The organism is Anoxybacteroides rupiense, from assembly GCF_014196195.1.
Taxonomy (GTDB): Bacteria; Bacillota; Bacilli; order Bacillales; family Anoxybacillaceae; genus Anoxybacteroides; species Anoxybacteroides rupiense.
Map to the genome: position 1 here is coordinate 13,646 of NZ_JACIDF010000001.1, position 22,178 is coordinate 35,823.

The 22,178-nt window shown below is 43.6% G+C and carries 19 protein-coding genes; 4 read left to right on the forward strand and 15 right to left on the reverse strand.

Going from position 1 to position 22,178, the window contains the following annotated elements; all coding sequences use genetic code 11:
- Nucleotides 1-49: 49 nt before the first annotated feature.
- The gene (gene hmpA / locus GGQ95_RS00060) at nucleotides 50-1,288 is read right to left on the reverse strand and encodes an NO-inducible flavohemoprotein (protein ID WP_066149297.1); all 1,239 of its coding nucleotides are present in this window, start codon (nucleotides 1,286-1,288) and stop codon (nucleotides 50-52) included.
- Nucleotides 1,289-1,473: 185 nt separating this feature from the next.
- Here hmpA and GGQ95_RS00065 point away from each other — a divergent pair, with 185 nt between their 5' ends.
- From GGQ95_RS00065 to speE, 3 genes are all read left to right on the forward strand, one after another.
- Entirely contained in the window at nucleotides 1,474-1,914 is a 441-nt protein-coding gene (locus tag GGQ95_RS00065) for an Rrf2 family transcriptional regulator (RefSeq protein WP_066149295.1), read from the forward strand.
- Nucleotides 1,915-2,130: 216 nt separating this feature from the next.
- Nucleotides 2,131-2,280, forward strand: coding sequence for a hypothetical protein (locus tag GGQ95_RS00070; RefSeq protein ID WP_156450534.1), 150 nt, complete (start codon nucleotides 2,131-2,133; stop codon nucleotides 2,278-2,280).
- 96 nt (nucleotides 2,281-2,376) lie between these two features.
- On the forward strand, nucleotides 2,377-3,246 hold the full coding sequence (gene speE, locus GGQ95_RS00075) for a polyamine aminopropyltransferase (protein ID WP_183186177.1): 870 nt from the start codon (nucleotides 2,377-2,379) through the stop codon (nucleotides 3,244-3,246).
- Nucleotides 3,247-3,406: 160 nt separating this feature from the next.
- On the opposite strand, the gene GGQ95_RS00080 is transcribed toward speE, so the two are convergent.
- From GGQ95_RS00080 to GGQ95_RS00140, 13 genes are all read right to left on the reverse strand, one after another.
- Nucleotides 3,407-4,570: an acyl-CoA dehydrogenase family protein gene (locus GGQ95_RS00080; RefSeq protein WP_183186178.1), complete on the reverse strand. Its 1,164-nt coding sequence runs from the start codon at nucleotides 4,568-4,570 to the stop codon at nucleotides 3,407-3,409.
- A 138-nt stretch (nucleotides 4,571-4,708) separates the two neighbouring features.
- Nucleotides 4,709-6,208, reverse strand: coding sequence for an aminotransferase class V-fold PLP-dependent enzyme (locus GGQ95_RS00085; RefSeq protein ID WP_183186179.1), 1,500 nt, complete (start codon nucleotides 6,206-6,208; stop codon nucleotides 4,709-4,711).
- Nucleotides 6,209-6,303: 95 nt separating this feature from the next.
- Nucleotides 6,304-6,735, reverse strand: coding sequence for an acyl-CoA thioesterase (locus GGQ95_RS00090; RefSeq protein ID WP_044742138.1), 432 nt, complete (start codon nucleotides 6,733-6,735; stop codon nucleotides 6,304-6,306).
- Between the two features lie 277 nt (nucleotides 6,736-7,012).
- Nucleotides 7,013-8,422 carry a Na+/H+ antiporter NhaC family protein gene (locus tag GGQ95_RS00095; protein WP_183186180.1) on the reverse strand — a complete coding sequence of 470 codons (1,410 nt, stop codon included), beginning with the start codon at nucleotides 8,420-8,422 and terminating at the stop codon, nucleotides 7,013-7,015.
- A gap of 122 nt (nucleotides 8,423-8,544) precedes the next feature.
- On the reverse strand, nucleotides 8,545-9,279 hold the full coding sequence (gene treR / locus GGQ95_RS00100) for a trehalose operon repressor (protein ID WP_044742150.1): 735 nt from the start codon (nucleotides 9,277-9,279) through the stop codon (nucleotides 8,545-8,547).
- 23 nt (nucleotides 9,280-9,302) lie between these two features.
- Entirely contained in the window at nucleotides 9,303-10,988 is a 1,686-nt protein-coding gene (gene treC / locus GGQ95_RS00105) for an alpha,alpha-phosphotrehalase (protein ID WP_183186181.1), read from the reverse strand.
- Nucleotides 10,989-11,105: 117 nt separating this feature from the next.
- On the reverse strand, nucleotides 11,106-12,521 hold the full coding sequence (gene treP, locus GGQ95_RS00110) for a PTS system trehalose-specific EIIBC component (RefSeq protein WP_183186182.1): 1,416 nt from the start codon (nucleotides 12,519-12,521) through the stop codon (nucleotides 11,106-11,108).
- A gap of 34 nt (nucleotides 12,522-12,555) precedes the next feature.
- Entirely contained in the window at nucleotides 12,556-13,041 is a 486-nt protein-coding gene (locus GGQ95_RS00115; RefSeq protein WP_044742141.1) for a PTS sugar transporter subunit IIA, read from the reverse strand.
- 528 nt (nucleotides 13,042-13,569) lie between these two features.
- A complete protein-coding gene (locus GGQ95_RS00120) occupies nucleotides 13,570-14,070 on the reverse strand; it encodes a PTS sugar transporter subunit IIA (RefSeq protein WP_044742142.1) in 501 nt (166 codons plus the stop codon).
- A gap of 354 nt (nucleotides 14,071-14,424) precedes the next feature.
- A complete protein-coding gene (locus GGQ95_RS00125; protein ID WP_044742143.1) occupies nucleotides 14,425-14,793 on the reverse strand; it encodes a PilZ domain-containing protein in 369 nt (122 codons plus the stop codon).
- A gap of 61 nt (nucleotides 14,794-14,854) precedes the next feature.
- Complete coding sequence (parC, locus tag GGQ95_RS00130; RefSeq protein WP_183186183.1) at nucleotides 14,855-17,284, reverse strand: DNA topoisomerase IV subunit A; 2,430 nt, start codon at nucleotides 17,282-17,284, stop codon at nucleotides 14,855-14,857.
- A complete protein-coding gene (gene parE / locus GGQ95_RS00135) occupies nucleotides 17,281-19,260 on the reverse strand; it encodes a DNA topoisomerase IV subunit B (RefSeq protein WP_044742145.1) in 1,980 nt (659 codons plus the stop codon). The genes parC and parE overlap by 4 nt, the downstream gene beginning before the upstream one ends.
- Before the next feature lie 159 nt (nucleotides 19,261-19,419).
- The gene (locus tag GGQ95_RS00140; RefSeq protein WP_044742146.1) at nucleotides 19,420-19,839 is read right to left on the reverse strand and encodes a CoA-binding protein; all 420 of its coding nucleotides are present in this window, start codon (nucleotides 19,837-19,839) and stop codon (nucleotides 19,420-19,422) included.
- Between the two features lie 321 nt (nucleotides 19,840-20,160).
- Here GGQ95_RS00140 and GGQ95_RS00145 point away from each other — a divergent pair, with 321 nt between their 5' ends.
- A complete protein-coding gene (locus GGQ95_RS00145) occupies nucleotides 20,161-20,685 on the forward strand; it encodes a DinB family protein (RefSeq protein ID WP_066149280.1) in 525 nt (174 codons plus the stop codon).
- Nucleotides 20,686-20,968: 283 nt separating this feature from the next.
- Here GGQ95_RS00145 and GGQ95_RS00150 read toward each other — a convergent pair whose 3' ends face one another.
- The gene (locus GGQ95_RS00150) at nucleotides 20,969-21,412 is read right to left on the reverse strand and encodes a GNAT family N-acetyltransferase (RefSeq protein WP_183186184.1); all 444 of its coding nucleotides are present in this window, start codon (nucleotides 21,410-21,412) and stop codon (nucleotides 20,969-20,971) included.
- Nucleotides 21,413-22,178 lie beyond the last annotated feature (766 nt).

Consider the following 22,178-nt stretch of genomic DNA (forward strand, 5'->3'; position numbering starts at 1 on the left):
ACCAAAATAGGCAGCTTCCTTAAACAAAGAAGCTGCCTTAAACGTCACGCTATTTTGTTAAATCGCCGGCTGGACCGAAAAATTCGTAGTGAATCCTATCATCTGCTATGCCCCATTGTTTCAGTGCATGATAGACGGTTTTCATAAATGGGACGGGTCCGCATACATAAAAGTCAGCATGAGAATCTGGAACCATGGATTGGATCAGTGTCAAATCAACGAATCCTTCCTTCACAAAGTAAGGATTTTCGCGATCATGATTTTCAGGCGTTTGATAGCAAACTCCATATGAAAACGATGGATGTTCCTTCGCTAGGCGTGCAAGGTGAGCATCAAACGCGTGAACACGGCCATTGACAGCAGCATGAATGAACGTTACACATCGCTGTGGCTGTTTCGCTACTAATGTATTCGCCATGCTCAATAGCGGGGTCATGCCGACACCTCCGCTGATCAATACAACCGGTGTTTCTTTTGTCAAATCAAGGGTAAAATCGCCAGCTGGCGCGCTCAGCTCAAGCACGTCGCCTTCCTTCACCGAATCATGCAAATAATGAGACACAACGCCAGCCGGCTGAGCATCCGTTCCTGCTTCCCTCTTGACACTAATGCGGTAATATCCTGTTCCTGGGGCGTCAGACAAACTGTATTGGCGAATATGTGTATACTCTTCTCCAGGAATATGGACTTTCACGCTCACATATTGTCCCGGCAAAAAATCGCTAATGCCCCCGCCGTCTTCCGGTGCAAGATAGAAAGAGGTAATCAATGAGCTTTCTTTGACTTTCTTTTGTACGACGAATCTTCGAAAATCCTTCCATCCCCCTGCTTTCATCGCCGCTTCATCATATAATTGCTCTTCCACTTGAACGAAAACATTGGCGATCACTCCATAAGCCTCTTTCCACGCCTCGATGATCTCATCCGTCGCAGCATCTCCTAACACATCTTTAATTGCCAGCAATAAATGTTTCCCAACAATCGGATAATGCTCTTTTTTTACTCCTAAGCTGCGATGTTTATGGCCAATTTGCTTGACAACTGGCAAGATGGCTTCTAAGCGATCGATATGCTTGGCTGCCGCATAAACAGAAGCAGCGAGCGCTTTTTGCTGACGCCCTTGCTGTTGATGAGCATGGTTAAAGATGTTTAATAGCTCTGGATGATTGGAGAACATCAACTGATAAAATCGTTTCGTAATTTGCTCTCCGTATTTCTCCAACACTGGAACGGTTGATTGAATGATACGGATTGTTTTTTCATCTAGTAAGGAAGCTGTTTGATTCATCGTTCTTTCCCCTCCGCAAAAACATGTATTTTATATACATCTTTATTGAACCATAGGATTTTAGATAAAAGCAATATTTCAAATACACCTTTAACAAAATGTTCATATTCTTCTTTCGTTCAAAAAAAGAAAGCAAGTATGGTAAAATGACAATACGAAAAGTATTTAAAGGTGTGTGAAATCTTATGCAATTAACCAACTATACGGAATATGCCCTGCGCGTTCTGCTGTTTTTGGGAACACTTGAACCCGGGGATAAAACGAATATTAAAGAAATTTCCGAAGCCTACGCGATCTCTGAACATCATTTAAGCAAAATTGTATACGAATTAGGAAAGCATGGATGGATTGAAACCATTCGCGGGCGCAATGGAGGCATTCGCCTTGCCAAAAAACCGGAGGAGATTCGGCTAGGTGCGGTTGTTCGCCAAACGGAGGATAATTTATCACTCGTCGAGTGTTTTGCGGCTCATGGCAATCATTGTGTCATTACTCCTGCTTGCCAACTAAAGCACGTTCTTCACGAAGCATTAGAAGCGTTTTTGCATGTACTGGATTCTTATACATTAGCCGATCTCCTTGCCAATAAGCAACAGCTCCATCAAATATTTCATCGGCTTCCGTAATGCAAATCATAAAGCTTAGCCTTTCATCTCTTCTCGCATGTTTCCGCACCGAAAACCAGTTTCGCTTCCATTGAATTCATTTTTCCTCTCGATTCATATAAGCCGTTCTGTCCTTATGCACAGACGGCTTTTGATATTTTTGTTGCATTTACGACATACTATGAAAAATACGTGCCTCATACATAAAATAGAGGATCGAAAAAAAGGAGGAGAACGATGAACAAAAAAGGGACTCTATGGCTAATCACACTGCTTGCAGCAACGATGCTTACAAGCTGCAGCGGCGATCAAGAAAAGCAGCAGAAACAAAACCAATCAACGGATTCGACAGGAGGCGGCATGCACTCCTCTGATCATGGACAGTAGCTCTTTATTTCATGTTTTGATATTTGTCACATGAGGCAAAATGTATTACTATTAGAAAGGTGTGAAAAAAACGGAATATGCTTGAAGGAGGTTGCAATGAAGAAACATCTACACGATTCACTACCGCCTTATTTAAAAGTCGAAAATGAAGAGCTGTGGCTTACGGAGGATGATCGCGAAAATTTAAAAATCAGCTATCGCATAAAAGAAGTGATTTTTTCTCAGCAATCGGCTTTTCAGCACGTCATGATTTTGGACTCATACGATTTTGGGCGAATGCTTGTGCTTGATGGTGTTGTACAAACGACATCGATTGACGGACATATTTACAATGAAATGATTTCCCATATTCCGCTACAGCTTCATCCAGCTGCTAAAAAAGTGCTGATTATCGGCGGCGGCGACTGCGGCGCTGCAAAAGAAGCGGCCAAATATCAGCAGCTTGAGCAAATTGATATGGTAGAAATTGATGAAGTCGTCGTGCAGTCCTGCAAGGAGCATCTGCCGGCTGTTTCCGGAAACCTTTCTGATCCGCGCGTCCGCTTTATTTATACGGACGGAGTTGCGTTTGTCAAAGAGCGCACGAAAGAATATGATGTCATTATCGTTGATTCATCTGATCCAGTAGGACCGGCTGAGGCGCTATTTTCCCGCGATTTCTACGCTAGCATCCGTCAAGCTCTTAAAGACGATGGGCTGATGGTTTGTCAAAGCCAATCACCTATTTTCCACTTAGACATCTTAAAACAAACACACACCAATATTCGTCAGTTATTTCCGCACGCTGCTGTGTATACAGCGACAGTGCCAACCTATCCAGGCGGACTATGGAGCTTTACGATCGGCTCTAACATTCCGCTTTCACTTCCGGAAATCGCCGCGGTGCCAACTGATACAAAATATGTAAACGAAGCGGTGCTAAAGCAATGCTTTCAGCTTCCTGAGTTTATGCGAAAAGCACTTTAATTTTAATAGAAGCCGCCTTCCTAAAATAGTAGGAAGGCGGCTTTTGTTTTGTTACCTCGGTCTTTATACTATTCTCTGACTAGTAGCAAGCTAGTTTTTCTGCTGTGTCCGTACCGCAGCAAGCATGTTTTTTCTATTTCTCTTCTTTTTCCTACGCACGTTATTTCAGCGCACGTGTTGCCAGCATGGAAAGGGTGATATCATCAGCCGGCGGGTTATGCAGGCCGGCACGGACATCGCGGTAATAACGCTGTAAGGAATTCGTTGCAAATAAGCTTTGAGCGCCGACAATGCGCATCGACCAATCGACTATACGAACGGCCGCATTCGTAGCCACATATTTCACAGCCGCCAGCTCCTCTTTCATCTCCGGTCGTTTGGCCGGATCGCGATCCCACCTATCAGCGACCGCATACATAAAATGACGCGCTGTCATTAGTTCAAGGTCGATTTCAGCGATTTTCCGCTGCACTTCCGGCACTTCAGCAATCGGATGAGGAAGGCTATTAGGCTTGTATGCTTTTGCAAAATCAACGGCGTCGTTGCGAGCTGCTATCGCAATTCCTAAATAGCATGCCGGGATATGAAGTAGCCAGCCTTGCGCTTTCGCTTTTGTTTTCGGTGTACGAAGAATCTCGACAAGCGCTTCTTCTTCAACCTCGACACGATCTAAAATTAAGTCGTCGCTTCTGGTCCCCCGCATTCCAAGGGTGTTCCATGTTTCTTCGATTTTAAGCCCACACGCCGTCTTAGGAATGAGAAAATGACCGACTTCCCCCGTCTCTTTGATGGTGGCTGAGACAATAAAATAATCGAGCGCAGGAGCCAGCGATGTAAATGTCTTCCGTCCCGAAATCCGCCAGCCGTCTTTTCGTCTTTCAGCCGTTGTCTCCGGTTTTCCGCCACGTGCCGGACTTCCTGTTGCCGCTTCTGAGTGGGCACTGTTCAGCAACACCTTTTTTTCAACAATTTCCTGACAAAGTCGAGCAAAGATCGATGGCGGCCACCTATCTTCTTCAGCTAAACTCATGACAATGCCTAAGTGCCAGCCAAGCGACAATGCTGTAGCCCCATCGCCTTGGGCCAGCATTTCTTGTACTAGTAAAAACTCGTATAATGAACTACCTTCTCCGCCATATTTTTTCGGTACCGTCAGTGCAAGCAATCCAGCTTCTTTTAACTCAGCAAAATTATCAAAGGGAAACGCCGCCTGCTCATCATGCCAAGCTGCGCGCGTCCGAAACTGCTCGGATAGCTGCCGCGCCTGTTCGTACAGCATTTGTTCCCGTTCGGTGCGGAGAAATAAATGGTATAGATGATTCATCTCGGTTTCTCCTTCTTCAATAAATATAGGTTTCTATGTTTTATTGTACCTGTTCTCCAATCGGAATGGAAACCATATGCCATTAACATATGCCTAGAGTTCTATTCATTCCGGCTTCAAGTTGTAGAATCGATCCATCTAAAAAGTAAAAAGATGGCGGACATGACGATCGTCTTCACGATGATAAAATTCATTTTTTGCTTCATCATATTCATATGCCGTTTTCAAGCTTTCCTTATGCTGTACAATGTAGCGAATCGCACGAATGATTTGGTACATATCATGATTCGTCATAATGGGATGCAAGGAGATGCGCACCCATCCTGGTTTGGCTAACAAGTTTCCCTCCTCCATGCTTTTGACCATGCTTGCAGATTGTTTTTGATCGATCCCAAGCAAATAATGGCCATACGGCCCAGCACATGAACATCCTCCACGTGCTTGGATGCCGAAATAATCATTAAGAAGTTTAACAACTAAATTATAATGCAAGTCTTCGATAATAAAGGAAATGATCCCGAGCCGATCCTCCCGCTCTCCTTCCAGCACATGCACGCTAGGAATGGTTTTTAATGAAGGCAAAAGCAGTCTTATTAACTCCTGTTCTCTTTTTATGATTGCCTCTATCCCCATTTTTTCCTTCAATTTGATGGCTAGCGCCGCTCGAATCGCTTGCAAAAACGGCGGGGTGCCTCCATCCTCCCGCTCTTCAATATTTGTCACATATTGATATTCTCCCCATGGATTCGTCCATAGCACCGTTCCTCCTCCCGGATGATCTGGAATGCGATTTTGATATAAGCGCCCATCAAAAACTAATATCCCCGCGCTTCCGGGCCCGCCTAAAAACTTATGGGGCGAAAAGTAAATGGCGTCTAATTTTTGCAGCGGATCATCGGGATGCATATTGATCGAGACATATGGAGCTGAAGCGGCAAAATCAACAAAGCAAAGCCCGCCATGCTCATGCATCATTTTGGCAAGGGTGTAATAAGGGGTTTGCAGCCCGGTCACATTGGAGCATGCAGTGAAAGCGCCAATTTTTAAAGAACGGTCCTTATATCGGTGTAATAGCGCTTGCAAATGATGGACATCTACCTCTCCTGTGGCGGTCGGGCGAATCGTGATGACTTCGCCAATTGTCTCCATCCACGACAACAAATTGGAGTGATGCTCCATATGGGTAACAAAAATAACAGGTACTTTACTTTTGGGGAGTTCGATATAGGGACGAAACTGCTCCGGTATACGCAAGCCGAGAAGGCGCTGAAGCTTGTTCACGGCGCTTGTCGTTCCTGCTCCTTCTAATAAAAGGACATCATGGGGACCCGCATTGACATGTCTTTTCATCACATCTTTTGCGTACTGGTATGCTAAGGTCATTTTAGTGCCTGTAATATTCGACTCTGTGTGGGTATTGGCGACATATGGGCCTATTTCCTCCATGATTTTACGTTCGATTGGCGCATATAAGCGGCCGCTTGCTGTCCAATCGGCATAAATCATTCTCTGCTGACCAAATGGAGTGGCAAAGGAAAAATCCGCTCCGATCGTCGCTTGACGAAATGGCTGAAAGTAAGTTTCTAATTCTCCGTGGGAAGTAAACCGTTGACTGCCGATCACTGCCTTAATTTCCATAAGCATACTCCCCCTTCCATTATGTTTATGATACAGTATGTATAAACAGAAAAAGGGGTTCATAAAAACAAGCTGCCTAATAATTAGGCAGCTTGTTATGATTTCAAGTGGTTTTCGATGTCAGACACGCTATATTTCTCGAGTCGGCTGCGCAAATCCTCTGGAATTGGCTCACTTTTTTGCGTCGCAAAATTAAAATAAACACCGACTACCTCTCCAAGCGCAATTAATGTTTGATTGTTCGCGTCTACAATGCGATGAACAAGCGTAAAACTTTTATTTCCGATTTTGGATACATTCGTTTCCACCTTGAGCGTTTGGCCAAAATATGCTTGGTTGATAAAATCGCATTTAGCAGAGGCGACGATAAACTTCCATTCATGAGGATCGGCAGAGCCAAAGCCGAGCTGCTCAAATAAGCGAATTCTCGCCTCCTCTAAATATACAAAATAATTCGTATTGTTGACATGGCCAAGCGCATCTGTTTCTCCAAAACGAACGGTGATATGAGTAATATGCGTAGCCATTTTTCTCCCCCTTTCCCCTATAAAAGCTTATCCATATGCTTTCCTTCATCATAACGGAAATTTTTGTCTTTGGCAATTATTGTTTGAAAATATTTTTTGATTATTTAGAACATAGTTTAAGAATATAGGGATAAGCTGATAGCTTTTATATTCCCCGAAGCATAAGGGAATGGATCTTGTGTTTTCATTTTTGAACAATAGATCAGTAAATAGAAAGCATTTTTATAAAATAAAATCGTCTTTTCCTATCTATTTATGGAGCGATTGATTCTGCTAATCAGGGCAAAAGCCAAGCGGCGGCCAAATAGCTGAGTAATGAAAGAACACCACACACAAGCGAAATTTTTAATTTATATTTGGCATATTCCATTAAATCCAAATCCATAATGGAAGAAGTTGTTATCGTTGTATCGCCCAGCGGTGAAGCAAAAGCGCCGAATGTGCCACTAGCAAATACAGCACCTACGGTCATCGGAAGCGAAGCGCCCGTCGCTGCGGCCAGTGTGACACCGAGCGGCATAAACAGACCCCATGTTCCCCAAGATGTGCCGATAAAATAAGAAATAAACGAACCAAGCGCGAATATCATCGCCGGAACCATTTCTTTTGGCAGCATTCCGCCAAAAGTGGAAGCAATATAGTGCGAAAAGCCCAACTGCTCTGCCGTAGCAGACAGGGCCCATACAAGAATAAGCATACCGATCGGAGCCATTAGCTCATTTCCCCCCTCAAAAAGATGATAAATTAATTCATCCAGCTTTTGGCGGCGGAATAAATAAAATAACATGGTCACAATAATGGTCACAAATAGTGACACCACCATCACAAATGTTGCGTCCGCTGCGGTAAAGGCGGCGATCAGGTTGTCAGCTCCCCGCTTTGTGCCATCATACCAAAAGAAAAAAAGCGTGAAGGAAAGGACAAGGAGAAGCGGAAAAAATAAGTGCAGCGGCTCTCCCACTACTAAAGCGAGCTCTTTTTTCAGACCGAGACGATGGAAATAATTCTGTTCGTCTCCTTTTTCCTTTTCTTCTTGGCCGATGCCGATATTTTTAAAAGTAGTCACCACTCCGATCAATAGCGCAATAATGGCAAAAAAATTATAAGGCAAGCTCGCAAGAAAGAGAGAAAACGCATTTTCTTCCATTTGGTTTTGCTTGAGCGCCCCATCTACAACCGATGTCATAAAACCGACAAAAGCCGTTGCCGCTGGAAGCAACACAATGATAGGCTCCGTCGAGACATCAATCATATACGCCATTTTTCGTTTATCGATATGAAACTTGTCGAGCAACGATTTCATAACAGGACCGATCAGCATGATACGAAACATCGGTGTAAAAAACGTAAAGGGAATGGTAAGCCAAATAAACCATAGCAAGCGGCGCCGAGAATGGATTTTTTTGCTGATCCATTGCACAAATCCTTTCATTCCGCCGGTAATCTGCATCATTCCGACTAAGGCGCCAAATAAATAAAGAAAAGCAAGCACTTGGATATGACTCATTTCCGTTGCGGCCTGCAGCGTTGCCTGAACGGCTTGCTCAATCGCTAAAAGGAAATGTTGTTCTAGAAAAAATGCTCCGATCAACAAACCGGCAACGAGTCCCGGCAGAATTTCTCGAAGCCAAATAGCAAGCGGGATGACAATGAGAAACGGCAATAATGAAACCCATGTTCCTTCCAATTTGATATTCACCATCCTTATGTTAGAAGGATAGCCATAAATGCTTTAAACTATTACTCCATTTATTGATTATTTAGCACATAGTTTTATTAAATTGTATTACCGAAAAAAAACGCACGTGCTTATGGAAGCAGGTGCGGGTGATGAGTACGCCGGGCAAAATCAACAAACCGAAATTTATCGAGTCGATGTCTTGACTCAGTAAACTGAAATAAGCTCGCATCTTCTAAGTAGACAAAATTTTTCACAACGACTACATGTTCATAGCCGTTTAAATCCAAATATTTTTGATCCTCAGCTGTCACTCGGTCAACAAACATTTCTTTTTTAGCAAAGCTAATGCGAAGCTTTAGTTCGTTTTCCACATATTCATAAATTGAATTTTCACAAATGTCGCGAGTCAATATTGGAACAAATTTTTGGCAAAGAAAGTCCTTGTCTAAAATAATTTTCTCTCCTTCAATTTCCCGAGCACGAATCACTTTCCATACTTTTTCCTTATTTTCGGTTTCCAATTGCCGTTTAATATATTCATCAGGCTCAATCAGTTCCAGTTCATGTACGATCGTTCTTGCCGGCTTGTTCATTTTTTGCGCCAATTCCTTAAAGCTGACAAGTCCAGAGACAGGAAAGTCATATTTCCCGACATCTAATACGATGGAACCCTTTCCTTTTATTTTTTGAATATAGCCATGCTCTGACAAAAGATTGAGCGCTTTGCGAATGGTTTCGCGCGATGTTCGATATTGCTGGGACAGTTCATTTTCAGAAGGCAGCTTTTCGTTCGGTTGAAAAGCGCCTTTGCGAATCTGAAGCAAAAGATCGTTGTAAATCGCTAAAAATTTATTTTCCTTCATGGTCATCACCGAATTGTATTGTATCATTTTGTTAAATAATACACAATCGCCTCATATGGACGCAACATAATTTCTTGTACATGCTCAGAGGAGTCATTATAGTTGGAAAGCAAGATGCGGCTTGTATATCCGCTTATATCTAACTCGTCTGGCAAAATAAAGGTCGCTTGGCCGCCAAAAAAGTTGGCTACTACCAGCAGCTTTTCGCCATCTCCATTGCGCGCATAAGCAAAAATTCGCGGATGATCCTCTAGCAATAACTGATAGTTTCCTGTTGTAATAATCTCATAGTTTTTTCGCAATTCAATCAAACGCTTGTAATGATAGAAAATCGATGTCGGATCCTCTAATGCATTTTTTACATTAATTTCTTTAAAATTCGGTGCGACAGAAATCCAAGGAGTTCCAGTTGTAAATCCCGCATGCGGACTATCGTCCCATTGCATCGGTGTCCGTGAATTATCCCGCGATTTGCATTTTAAAATTTCAAGTACTTCTGCTTCTGTTTTTCCTTGCTCCAGTAAAATTTTATACATATTTAAGGTTTCCACATCGCGGTATTCTTCAATTCTCTCGAACTTCGGGTTGGTCATGCCGATTTCTTCACCTTGATAGATGTAAGGTGTTCCTTGCATCATATGAATAACGGTCGCCAGCATCTTCGCTGATTCTTTATGATAGACTTGATCATCACCATAGCGCGACACGATTCTCGGCTGGTCATGATTACACCAGAAGAGGGCATTCCAGCCTCCTCCTTTATTCATTTCCACCTGCCAAGTAGATAAAATTTGTTTTAAAGCCAGAAAATCGAATGGAGCCGCCGCCCATTTCTCACCATTTGGGTAGTCTACCTTTAAATGGTGAAAGTTAAATGTCATATTCAATTCGTTTCGCGCTGGATTGGTATATTGAATACAATGATCAATGGTGGTCGATGACATCTCCCCCACCGTCATAATATCATATTTTGCAAACACTTCCCGATTCATTTCCTGCAAAAACTCATGAATGCGCGGACCGTCTGTATAAAATCGGCGGCCGTCCCCCAACGGCAAGGATTCATCATCATCGAGAAAACGTTGATCTTTCGAAATCAAATTAATGACATCCAAGCGAAAACCGTCGACGCCCTTTTGAAACCAAAAATGCATCATTTCATAAATCGTTTTGCGCAGTTCTTCATTTTCCCAATTCAAGTCCGCCTGAGTGACGTCAAACAAGTGCAGATAATATTGCCCCGTTTTCTCATCATACTCCCAAGCCGATCCGCCAAATTTGGACGTCCAGTTTGTTGGAGGGCTGCCGTCTGGTTTAGGGTCCTTCCAAATATAAAAATGACGGTAGCGGTTTTCTTTTGACGAACGCGCCTGCTGAAACCACTCATGATCGGTTGAGGTGTGGTTGACGACCATATCCATAATCACTTTGATACCGCGTTGATGAGCTTCAGCAAGCAGACGCTCGAAGTCCGCCATTGTTCCATAATCTTGATGGACACTAAAATAATCACTAATATCATAGCCGTTATCTCGCTGTGGCGAAGCATAAATAGGCGTCAGCCAAATGACGTCAATCCCTAATGTCTTTAAATAGTCTAATTTTTCGATAATCCCTTGCAAATCTCCTATTCCATTTCCCGTCGTATCTTTAAAGCTCTTCGGATAAATTTGATAAACAACGGATTTTTTCCACCATGGTTGCTTCAATGAATATCACCTCGTTTATAATTTTGCGACTATCGGGAAAAACGATACCATTGGCGGTCATTCACCAATGGTATGAATCTTTAGTTATTTATATTGATTATTTAGAACATAGTTCTATTAATTATAGTCTTTGCGAATTTTTCCCAACACAAACGTTAGAACAAATGGCAGCACAATCGCGATCGCCATTCCAATGAAAAACGGCGCCCATTTTTGCGGAACGATTGATAAGAAACCAGGAAGACCGCCCACGCCGATGGAAGCTGCGATCACTTTATTGAGCGTGATGAACATTCCGCCAACCGCGGCCCCAATCATCGCTGAAATAAATGGATAACGGAAGCGTAAATTCACTCCAAACATGGCCGGTTCCGTGATTCCTAAATAAGCTGAAACAGCAGATGTGAATGATAACCCTTTCAGTTTCTCATCTTTTGCTAAAAACATCATCGATAACGCTGCTGAACCTTGAGCGATATTCGAAAGAGCAAGAATCGGCCATAAAAATGTTCCGCCCGTGTTGGTGATCAGCTGCAAATCAACCGGCAAGAACGTATGATGCATCCCCGTGACCACAAGAGGGGCATATAACGCTCCATATAGAAGCCCGCCAATCGCAGGAACATTATGAAACACGGAAACAAATACACTCGTAATTCCGTTGCCGATGGCAAATGTAATCGGCCCGATCGCGATAAACGCTAAAAAGCCGGTAAAAAGCAACGAAAGCGGAGCAACTAGCAACAATTGAAACGCATCAGGAATTCGTTTGCGCAAAAACAGTTCTGTTTTCGCCAGCACGTACGATGCCACTAATACAGGCAATACTTGCCCTTGGTATCCTACCTTTTGAACATCCAATCCAAACAGATTCCATACAGGAATTTTTCCTTCTTCTTTCGCTGCTCCCCATCCCCATGCGTTTAACAAATCTGGATGAACGAGCATTAAGCCAAGCACAATACCGAGCAATGGACTGCCGCCAAATTTCGTTACCGCTGACCAGCCGATTAAACCTGGTAGAAAGACGAACGCCGTGTTGGCAATTAAGTTAATGATGCTAGCAAAATCGGCCCACTCTTTATGCACTTCCACAAACGATTTATTTTCGTAAAAAATCCCTTGGCCTGTTAGAATGTTATTAATCCCCATCAATAAACCCGCTGTTACAATCGCCGGCAAAATCGGAATAAAGATATCCGCTAATGTTTTAATCGCGCGCTGAAGCGGGTTTAGCTTCGCTTCCGCTGCATCTTTAATCTCTTGCTTTGTCGCGCGGCCAATACCCGTCAACTCCACCATTTCGTTGTACACTTTATCAACGAGCCCTTGTCCAATTACGACTTGAAACTGGCCGTTTGCGGAAAAGGAACCTTTGACGAGATCAATACTTTCTAAAGTCTCTTTATCTACTTTGCTCTCATCCTTTAATGCAAATCTTAAGCGGGTGACACAATGTGTTGCCGCCACAATATTCTCTTTTCCTCCAACAGACTCTACAATCTTTTCGACTGATTGTTTGCTGATGCTCATGATGATCCCTCCGTAACCGTTTACAAAATAAATGCTACTTTGCTACGACAAATAGTAACCAATCCGTTCCTGCCTGCACGTTTTCAAGCGGCTTCTTTTCAAGTGATTGAATAGCATCCATATTGGTAATGACAATCGGTGTGATCGTGCTTGCCGCCTTTTCCTTAACCAACTCCAGGTCAAACGTCAATAAGCGGTCGCCTGCCTTGACTTTGTCGCCGACTTTCACATGTCCAACAAACCCTTCCCCATTCATCATGACGGTGTCTAAGCCAACGTGGATTAATAGCTCCAGCCCTGCATCTGAACGAATGCCAATCGCATGCTTTGTATGGAAAAATTGAATCACTTCCCCATTAACCGGCGAAACGACAATCCCCTCTGCAGGATCAATTGCTACTCCATCCCCCATAAGCTTTTGGGAAAACGTTGGGTCAGGAACTTGTTCGATCTCGACTATTTTTCCAGTTAAAGGCGCTACGAGCGTTTCTTCTTTTTTGCGAAACCATTTTTTTAACATCATGAACTCCCCTTTTAACCGCTTTCAAAACTTGTATATACAAGATGTTTTTATTTTAATCTGTATATACAAGTTCGTCAATAAAAAAATCGCCTGTATATCATCATGTTCGTTCTCTTTTCACGATATGATTCATCTGCGCAAGGCATAGAGTATTTTTTAAGATAAAGGTGCTTATAGACATCAAGTTTGGATTCATTTTCGGCGGCCGGACGGTTGAATAACCAATCGCTTCTTCTTAAAGCCCTTACAGGAGCAGAAAAAAGAATATGATTCAAGTCTTTATCATGCATACATGATAAAAAAGCAAATCATTGAACCTTTTCCAACCGCCCATATCCAGAGATCATTCGTTTCATCTTTAAAGAGACGTTTATGTACTCTCTCATTCTCACATCGTTCGAATAACAAAATCGATAGAATAGAGCGATTTAGTGAGGGGGATCCAAGAAACTCAACCTACATCTATATATTTTTTACAAAAGTGCAAATATTCAGACTGAACAAGCAACAAAAATCCCTCTTTATTTATTTCACACGAAACAGGCATGTTCTTGTGACCATTACCCGCAGCAGCGCGCTTTGTCCTGCGACGCATGTTGGCCGTGAAGCAATTTTCGTAATCTCTGCCTGCTCATGATTGGTGATAATAACTGGCGTTAGAAGGCTAGCCGCTCTTTTTTTGATCGTTTTTAAATGAAATGACAGCAGCAAATCCCCTCTTTTCACCATTTCTCCCCTTTTAACATGGACGGTGAAGCCTTCTCCGTTCAACAGCACCGTCTCCAGCCCTACATGAATCAAAATCTCTACTCCTTTGTTCGATAAAATTCCAATGGCATGTTTGGAACGAAAAATATTAGCCACTCTGCCATCCACTGGAGCAACGACTTGTCCATCGTTTGGCATAATCGCGATGCCGTCTCCTAAAAATTTATGCGAAAACGTGGGATTCGGTACCTCTTCCAGCGGTATAATCCGACCATTCAATGGTGCGAAAATAATCTCTTCCTCTTGCCAAGGTATCATTATGGTTCACCCTTTCATTCATATAAAAATGAACATGTATATACATGCACTTTCTTTAGGCATCATTTTAACCTGTATATACAAGGTAGTCAATCCTATTTTTATTCGGAACGAAAAACGAAAAAACAAAAAAAGCAAGCCACAAAAAGACTTGCTGTTGATGATGATAAAGCCGTGTACACACTAATAAACACTAATAAAGCGATTGGCCCATGTTGCGGCACGATGTCTCGCGGGCTTTCTAAGAGCCTTTCTATTTTTTATTTTCGCCAAAAAGTTGGACAGTCTGCCTTATCCTTGACATTAAAATCCCCCCTCCTAACATGAGGATGGGGGGCACACGCCTATTGATTGCTAATCGCTCTGGCGAAGTGTCACATATCGCTTAAGTTCGCGAATCATGATTTCCTCCTGTTCATGTGACAGGTGCAGCTGCAATCCATAAAAGTAACCTCTAAAGTCCCTCTTTTGCCACACGATGATTCCTAATAAATTGAATTCGACATCGTTAAGCATAAATGTCACTTGAATACAGACATCCCGCGGGCGCGGAGGAATGTCAAATACCGTGCGGATCTTCATCCCCTTTGGACTGATATCGTAAATTTCAACAGCTCCTTTTTCGCTGTCCATCTCTTTTCCATCAATATAAGCGATGCGGAATGTGCCCAAAAGCGGCTGTCCGAATTGATAGCGAAAGGCTTCGTTTCGCTTAAATCGCATCGTCGTTCCCCCTCCCGCTCATCCTTCGTCTATCGATTCCATGTCCATTTCTAGCTATCTGTCAGCTTCCGTGATGGAAATCGGTGAGCCACATTTCTTTAACATCTCCTGCTTCTTCATGATCCACGACAAATTTCCCGCTATTATATCGATCAACCAGCTTCAGCTGCGACAGATCAATCACTTCTATTTCTCCTTTTTCCGTCCGCACCACCATTTGGCTTGGGTCGCTTTCCACTATGGCCGCCGCCGCAATTCGGTGAGGGTTCGTTTTTAATTCACGAATCATCACCAATCCCCGCTTAGCGCGCGAAGATTTTTCAAATTCGCCAAGCCCCATCTTTTTCACTGCTCCCCGTTGCGTAGCGATGACAATTTTGGCTTGCTCCGGTGAAAAAATAGGCTGTGCTGCGACAACAAAGTCGTTTTCTTTTAATTGAATGCCCTTCACCCCTGCCGCTCGGACACCGACCGGATTCACTTCCTCTTCGCTAAACCATAGCCCATATCCTTGGTGAGTCACAAGAAAAAGATCTTGATGTCCGTCCGTCATGTAAACATGGACAACCTCATCATGCTCTTTTAAATTCAACGCAACTAACGGTCGGCCATAACGCTGCACTTTATATTGTTGGATCGGCGTTCGTTTGACCATCCCTTGCTTGGTGACAAACATCAAATCATGCGGCTGATCAAAATCCTGAACGGAAACCGCTGCGACCAGCTCGTCCTCCCGATCAAGCGGGACCATATGGGAAATATGCTGACCAAGCTCCTTCCAACGAATATCCGGCAGCTCATGAACAGGACAATATATATAACTTCCCTGTCGTGTAAACAAAAGCAGCACATCCGTTGTATTCATCTCAAACTGCGCCAGCAGCCGATCGGATTCCTTCATGCCAAAATCCTGTCCATTAGAGGCTGTATATGAGCGAAGGCTCGTTCGTTTCACATATCCTTCTTTTGTGACAGTAACGATGACATCTTCCGCCGGAATCATAACTTCCAAATTAATTTTAATTTCTTCAATTTCCTCTTGAATGGCGGTTCTTCGTTCATCAGCATATGTCTTTTTTAATTTTCTTAATTCCGCTTTAATGACGGACAACAGTTTTTTTTCACTGGCCAAAATCGCGCTTAGCTCGCTGATTTTTTTCTCCAGCTCTTCCGCCTCTTGCTTTAGGGCCGTAATATCGGTGTTAGTCAAACGATAAAGCTGAAGGGACACAATTGCTTCTGCCTGAGCTTCCGTGAACGCGTATTGAGCCATTAACCGGTCTTTTGCCTCCCGCTTATCCTTCGAAGCCCGGATTGTCGCGATGATCTCATCCAAAATGGATAATGCTTTCATCAATCCTTCGACGATGTGCTGGCGATCATGGGCTTTTTTCAGCTCATATCGCGAACGATTGGTAACCACTTCCTTTTGATGCTCAATGTAGGCATCCAGCAGCTCAAGCAATCTCAGCAGCTTCGGACGACGGTTATGAATGGCAACCATATTAAAATTATACGGCACCTGTAAATCCGTATTTTTATATAAATAGTTTAAAATTCCTTCCGCATCTGCCTCTTTCTTTAATTCAACGACAATGCGAAGGCCCGTGCGGTCCGTTTCGTCACGAACATCGGCAATTCCATCAAGCTTTCGGTCAAAACGGAGCTCATCCATTTTTTTGACCAAATTGGCCTTGTTTACTTCATAAGGCAGCTCTGTAATGATAATTTGCTGCTTGCCGCCCTTTGCGGCTTCAATCGTTGCTGTTCCCCGGATCATAATTTTTCCTTTTCCGGTTTCATACGCTTTTTTGATTCCTTCTCTTCCTTGAATGATTCCTCCCGTCGGAAAATCCGGACCGTGAAGAACGGTCATGATCTCATCCACTGTACAATTTGGCTTATCAATTCGCATAATGACAGCATCAATCACTTCTCCTAAATGATGGGGAGGAATTTCAGTAGCATATCCTGCCGAGATTCCGGTCGAACCGTTCACTAATAAATTCGGAAACATCGCCGGCAGAACGACCGGTTCCTCGCTTGTGTCGTCAAAGTTAGGGACAAACTCTACCGTTTGTTTTTCAATATCTCGCAGCAACTCTACGGCAATCGCAGAGAGGCGCGCTTCCGTATAACGCATCGCTGCCGGAGGGTCTCCGTCGATGCTGCCGTTATTTCCGTGCATTTCAATCAAAATGTTGCGCAGCTTCCAATCTTGGCTCATTCGTACCATTGCTTCATAAACAGACGAATCCCCATGTGGATGGAAGTTGCCAATCACGTTGCCGACCGTCTTCGCCGCTTTGCGGAAGCCCTTATCCGCTGTATTGCCGTCGACATACATGGCATACAAGATGCGGCGCTGCACCGGCTTAAGTCCATCGCGAGCATCAGGCAGCGCGCGCTCCTGAATAATATATTTACTGTATCGTCCAAAGCGGTCGCCCAACACATCCTCCAATGGCAAATCCAATAACCGTTCGGTCATCTGACTCCCTCCTCTGCTGCTACGACATGTTCGTTATCTAAAATGTTCAGATCTTCTTCTAAGCCAAATTGGACATTCGCTTCAATCCATTTGCGCCGCGGTTCGACTTTATCTCCCATCAGCGTTGTGACGCGCCGCTCCGCTCTGGCAGCATCATCAATTCGCACGCGAATCAGCGTACGCGTTTCTGGATTCATTGTCGTTTCCCATAGCTGGTCAGCGTTCATTTCGCCAAGACCTTTATAGCGTTGAATCGTGTAGCCTTTGCCGAATTTTTTCACCGCTTCTTTTAATTGCTCATCCGTCCAAGCATATTCTATGATTTCTTTTCTTCCCGCTCCTTTGCTAATTTTATAGAGCGGCGGAAGCGCGATATACACCTTGCCTGCTTCAATTAGCGGCCGCATATAGCGGTAGAAAAATGTAAGAAGCAGCACTTGAATATGGGCGCCGTCGGTGTCGGCATCGGTCATAATAATCACCTTATCGTAGTTGATATCGGCCAAGGAAAAATCGGCTCCCACGCCGCCGCCGATCGCGTGAATGATCGTGTTGATTTCTTCATTTTTAAAAATATCAGCCAGCTTCGCTTTTTCTGTGTTAATGACCTTCCCCCTGAGAGGCAGCACAGCTTGGAAGCGGCGATCTCGTCCTTGCTTCGCGGAGCCGCCTGCCGAATCCCCTTCGACTAAATACAGCTCATTTTTGTTCGGATTGCGCGACTGGGCCGGCGTCAGCTTGCCGCTTAATACCGCTTCTTTTCCTTTTTTCTTTTTTCCACTTCGCGCTTCCTCGCGTGCCTTGCGCGCTGCTTCTCGCGCTTGGTAAGCCTTTATCGCTTTTTTGACGAGCATCGCACTGATATCCGGATTTTCCTGTAAAAAATAAGTTAAATGCTCCGCGACGATCGCATCGACGGCTGAACGAGCTTCACTCGTTCCAAGCTTTCCCTTTGTCTGGCCTTCAAACTGCAATAAATGCTCGGGGATTCTTACAGAAACAATCGCTGAGAGTCCCTCGCGAATATCGGAACCTTCTAGATTTTTATCTTTTTCTTTTAATAAGCCGGTTTTGCGAGCGTATTCATTAAACACGCGGGTCATGGCTGTTTTGGCGCCCGCTTCATGCGTTCCGCCATCCTTTGTGCGGACGTTATTAACAAATGAAAGCACGTTCTCCGAATAGCCGTCATTAAATTGAAACGCAAACTCCACCTCGATGCCATTTTGCTGCCCTTCAAAATACACGACTGGATGCAGAGCATCCTTTTCCTCGTTGAGATAAGCAACAAACGCTTCAATTCCGTTTTCATAATGAAATTTCTCTTTTGCGCCGGTCCGCTCATCGATTAGTTCAATTTTCAGTCCTTTTAATAAAAAGGCCGATTCTCTTAGCCGTTCGCTGAGCGTTTCATAATTGAACGACGTCGTGCTAAAGATGCTGGAGTCCGGCTTAAATTGGATCATCGTCCCCGTTTTCGATGTCGTTCCGATTTTCTCCAATGTCGTCACGGGCGTTCCACCGTTTTCAAACCGCTGCCGATAGATAAATCCATCGCGATGAATCGTGACAACAAGCCACTCCGATAAAGCGTTGACGACCGAGGCCCCGACTCCATGCAAACCGCCACTTGTTTTATACCCGCCTTGTCCGAATTTGCCGCCTGCATGCAAGACGGTTAAAATCACTTCCGGAGTCGGCTTGCCAAGCTTATGCATGCCCGTCGGCATTCCCCGGCCTTCGTCAAGCACCGTGATGCTATTATCTTTATGTATTTTGACGAGAATATAGTTTCCGTACCCCGCCAACGCTTCATCAACGGAGTTATCGACAATTTCATATACAAGATGATGCAGGCCGCGGCTGTCGGTGCTGCCGATATACATTCCCGGACGTTTTCTCACCGCTTCAAGCCCTTCAAGCACTTGGATCGCATCATCGTTATATTCATATCGTTGCTGATTTGTCACGAACATACCCCTTTCAAAAACAAGAACGTTTGTTTCTGTTTTATTGTAGCATAAATTTGCAAAACGTCTATGCCTATTTTACCGTTTTCAGCCGAACACGCAAAATTTTTGTCGAAAATGGAAATGACCATCTTTCACAACTAAAGATGGCCGTTTTGATTCCATTCAATTCTTTTTCGTTAAAGCATGTTCTACTTTAATGCAGCGATCCATCACAACTGTATATCCTTTTTCTTTGAGAAATTCATAGGCTTCCTCATTGGCTACACCCAGCTGCCCCCAAAACACATCGGCATCGATTTGTGCAAATTCACGGGCAATTTCCGGCAAATGCTCTGAACGGCGAAACACGTTCACAATATCCACATGTCCGTCAATGTCCTTTAATGATTTAACAGCCGGAATCCCTTCCCATTCATCAATGGTTGGATTGACAGGAATAATCTCATATCCTGCTTCCTTCATCGCTTGAGCGATCATATATGACGTGCGTTCTGGATTATTGGACAGACCTACAACAGCAATGCGCTTTGCTTTTTGCAACATATCGCCGATTTCTTCGCGGCTTGGATTCACGATTGGCATATGTGTTCCCCTTTCGTCTCGTGTCTTGTGTGTACTAATTTCGGCATTGGTCAAAGGAATCCTGCTAGCTCGGACATTTTTCTTTTGGCCTCTTTTCATCGGAATTTCTATCATCCATTGTCGCCGGCGAACGAAAAAAATATTCTCAAGGGATTCAGCCGCAAAAACTCGATATAAGCCTATCATCCATTCCATCGTTTTCTGTTTTCATCACATTTTGTTGCGTATCCGTTCTGCTATTCGTCAAGTCTTCGGTCATTCTATTTGCATCATCCGCTGATTATGGTAAGTTATTAATAAATGATGAAAGGAGCTATTTCTATGAACTTTCAGTTACAAGAAGCCATTGAATTACTGCAGCGCACGCCGAAAACATTGGAGAATTTTTTATCCGGATTATCCGCTGGATGGTTGCAATGCCGCGAGGGAGAAGGCACATGGAATGCGACAGAAGTTATCGAGCATCTGATAGAAGCTGAGAAAACGAATTGGATTCCAAGGCTTGAAATCATTCTTCAAGAACACGGAGATAAAACCTTTCCCGTTTTCGACCGATTCAGCCATTTAAAAGAACACTCAGGAGAGACCATCGAAGAAAAGCTGCGTTTATTTCAAGAGTTGCGTGAACAAAATCTCGCCAAGCTAAACCATCTCATCGGCCCAGAAACCGATTTTGAATGGACCGGGATTCATCCAGCTTTTGGTCCTGTAAAGCTGCGAGAACTGCTGTCTACTTGGGCTGTCCATGATTTGACCCACATCGCCCAAATTGTCAGAGTGATGGCCAAAAGATACAAGGAAGATGTCGGACCTTGGATCGAATATTTAGGCATCTTAAAAAAATAGCAAGCCGCGCTTAGCTGAAATAAAATCAAAGATTCGTTTTGTTACGGCTCTGCTTTTCGCCGCAGAAGCGTGTTGTCGGATCACAAAAATCGATGCTTGTTTTCATTTCGCGCCAGCTAATGATCTCATGGATGTACTATATTTATGCTATGCTGTCATTTTGAGACATCATCTGGCTATCTCCTCTATCATACGGATTCACTCCAGCCGTTTGTATCTGCAAGCAGCTGAATTCACAATACCCTGACGCTCGGCGAAAAGCAACAGGCAGCCGCAAAAGCGGTCAAAGGCTCTTTTTCATCACGATCCGGTCAGCGCGGACGGTGTAGCCGTTTTTTCGATAAAACGCTGCCGCCGCTCCGTAAGCGGATGTTAACAAATAGATGCTCCTGACGTGTTGCTTCTGTAGTTCCTCCTCAAGAACTCGCAGCAGTTGAGAGCCATATCCTTTCCCTTGGGCTTTCTGATCGATGCACAACTCCGCCAGATAAAACGCCATCCCCTGATCGCTCGCTTTGCTGTGGCCAGCGATAAAACCAAGGATCGCTTCACGCTGTTTACATACAAATCCGATAAACTTAGGCGTATGCAATAAATCGGTGAGCCGCTCTCGAGCCGCCTCATACGTCCAATTCTCATTCCAAGGCTCACGATGAAACACTCTTATATACAGTTCGATACATTCCTGTAAATGTTCAAATGTCATTGGCGCCACAATTTCTTCCATTTACATGTCTCCTTTCTTTGATAGAGAGCGAACATCCAAATTTTCACATTAAATAAAAGCAGCGCTTATGATACCTTTTTTAATTTCGTTAAATCCAATCTTGGGTTTGCGCCACAGTAAAAGGGGCCGAATAAAACTTCATCATGTCTTGATCAAAAAAAATGCTATGTAAAGCGAACAGATCGCTATCGGTAAATGGTCTCCATATCAATCGTGGTGTTTCCAGAATCACCCCGTTCCTCCCCTTTCTTGCTACATAAGTTTTGCTTCAGTAACAGATGATAAAACCGATTCGTTTTATTGTTCTCTTGCTAGATGAATCGTTACTCGCTCACATAGAAACCCGTGTTGGCTTCTCAAGTTGTAGAAATAGAAAAATATAGAAACAATTTTCTATTCTTAACTACATGATGTATTACATTCATTATCATAAGAAACTGTCCAAAAAGCCCTATAAGCATATAACCGTTGTTTATCTGCTTGTTATTTTACTAAATTCCAGAAAACAGAGAGAATCAAACTTTTTCCTCTATCTTCCCTTTACAAAATTCGCAGCACCGCCCCCGCCCCGATTCTCCTGCTTTTTTGTCGCAATTTGCGCTTGCCGGGGAAATAGAACATTTCCTCTTTCGCTTTCCATATATTGTGTCATATGATCTATGCAACGATCCAGAAATAAATGGTAGTATAGAAAATGTACCCATGGTGTTCGTTGGATCCATTTTTTAGATTAACAGATTAAGAAGGGATCATGTTGGGCACACTT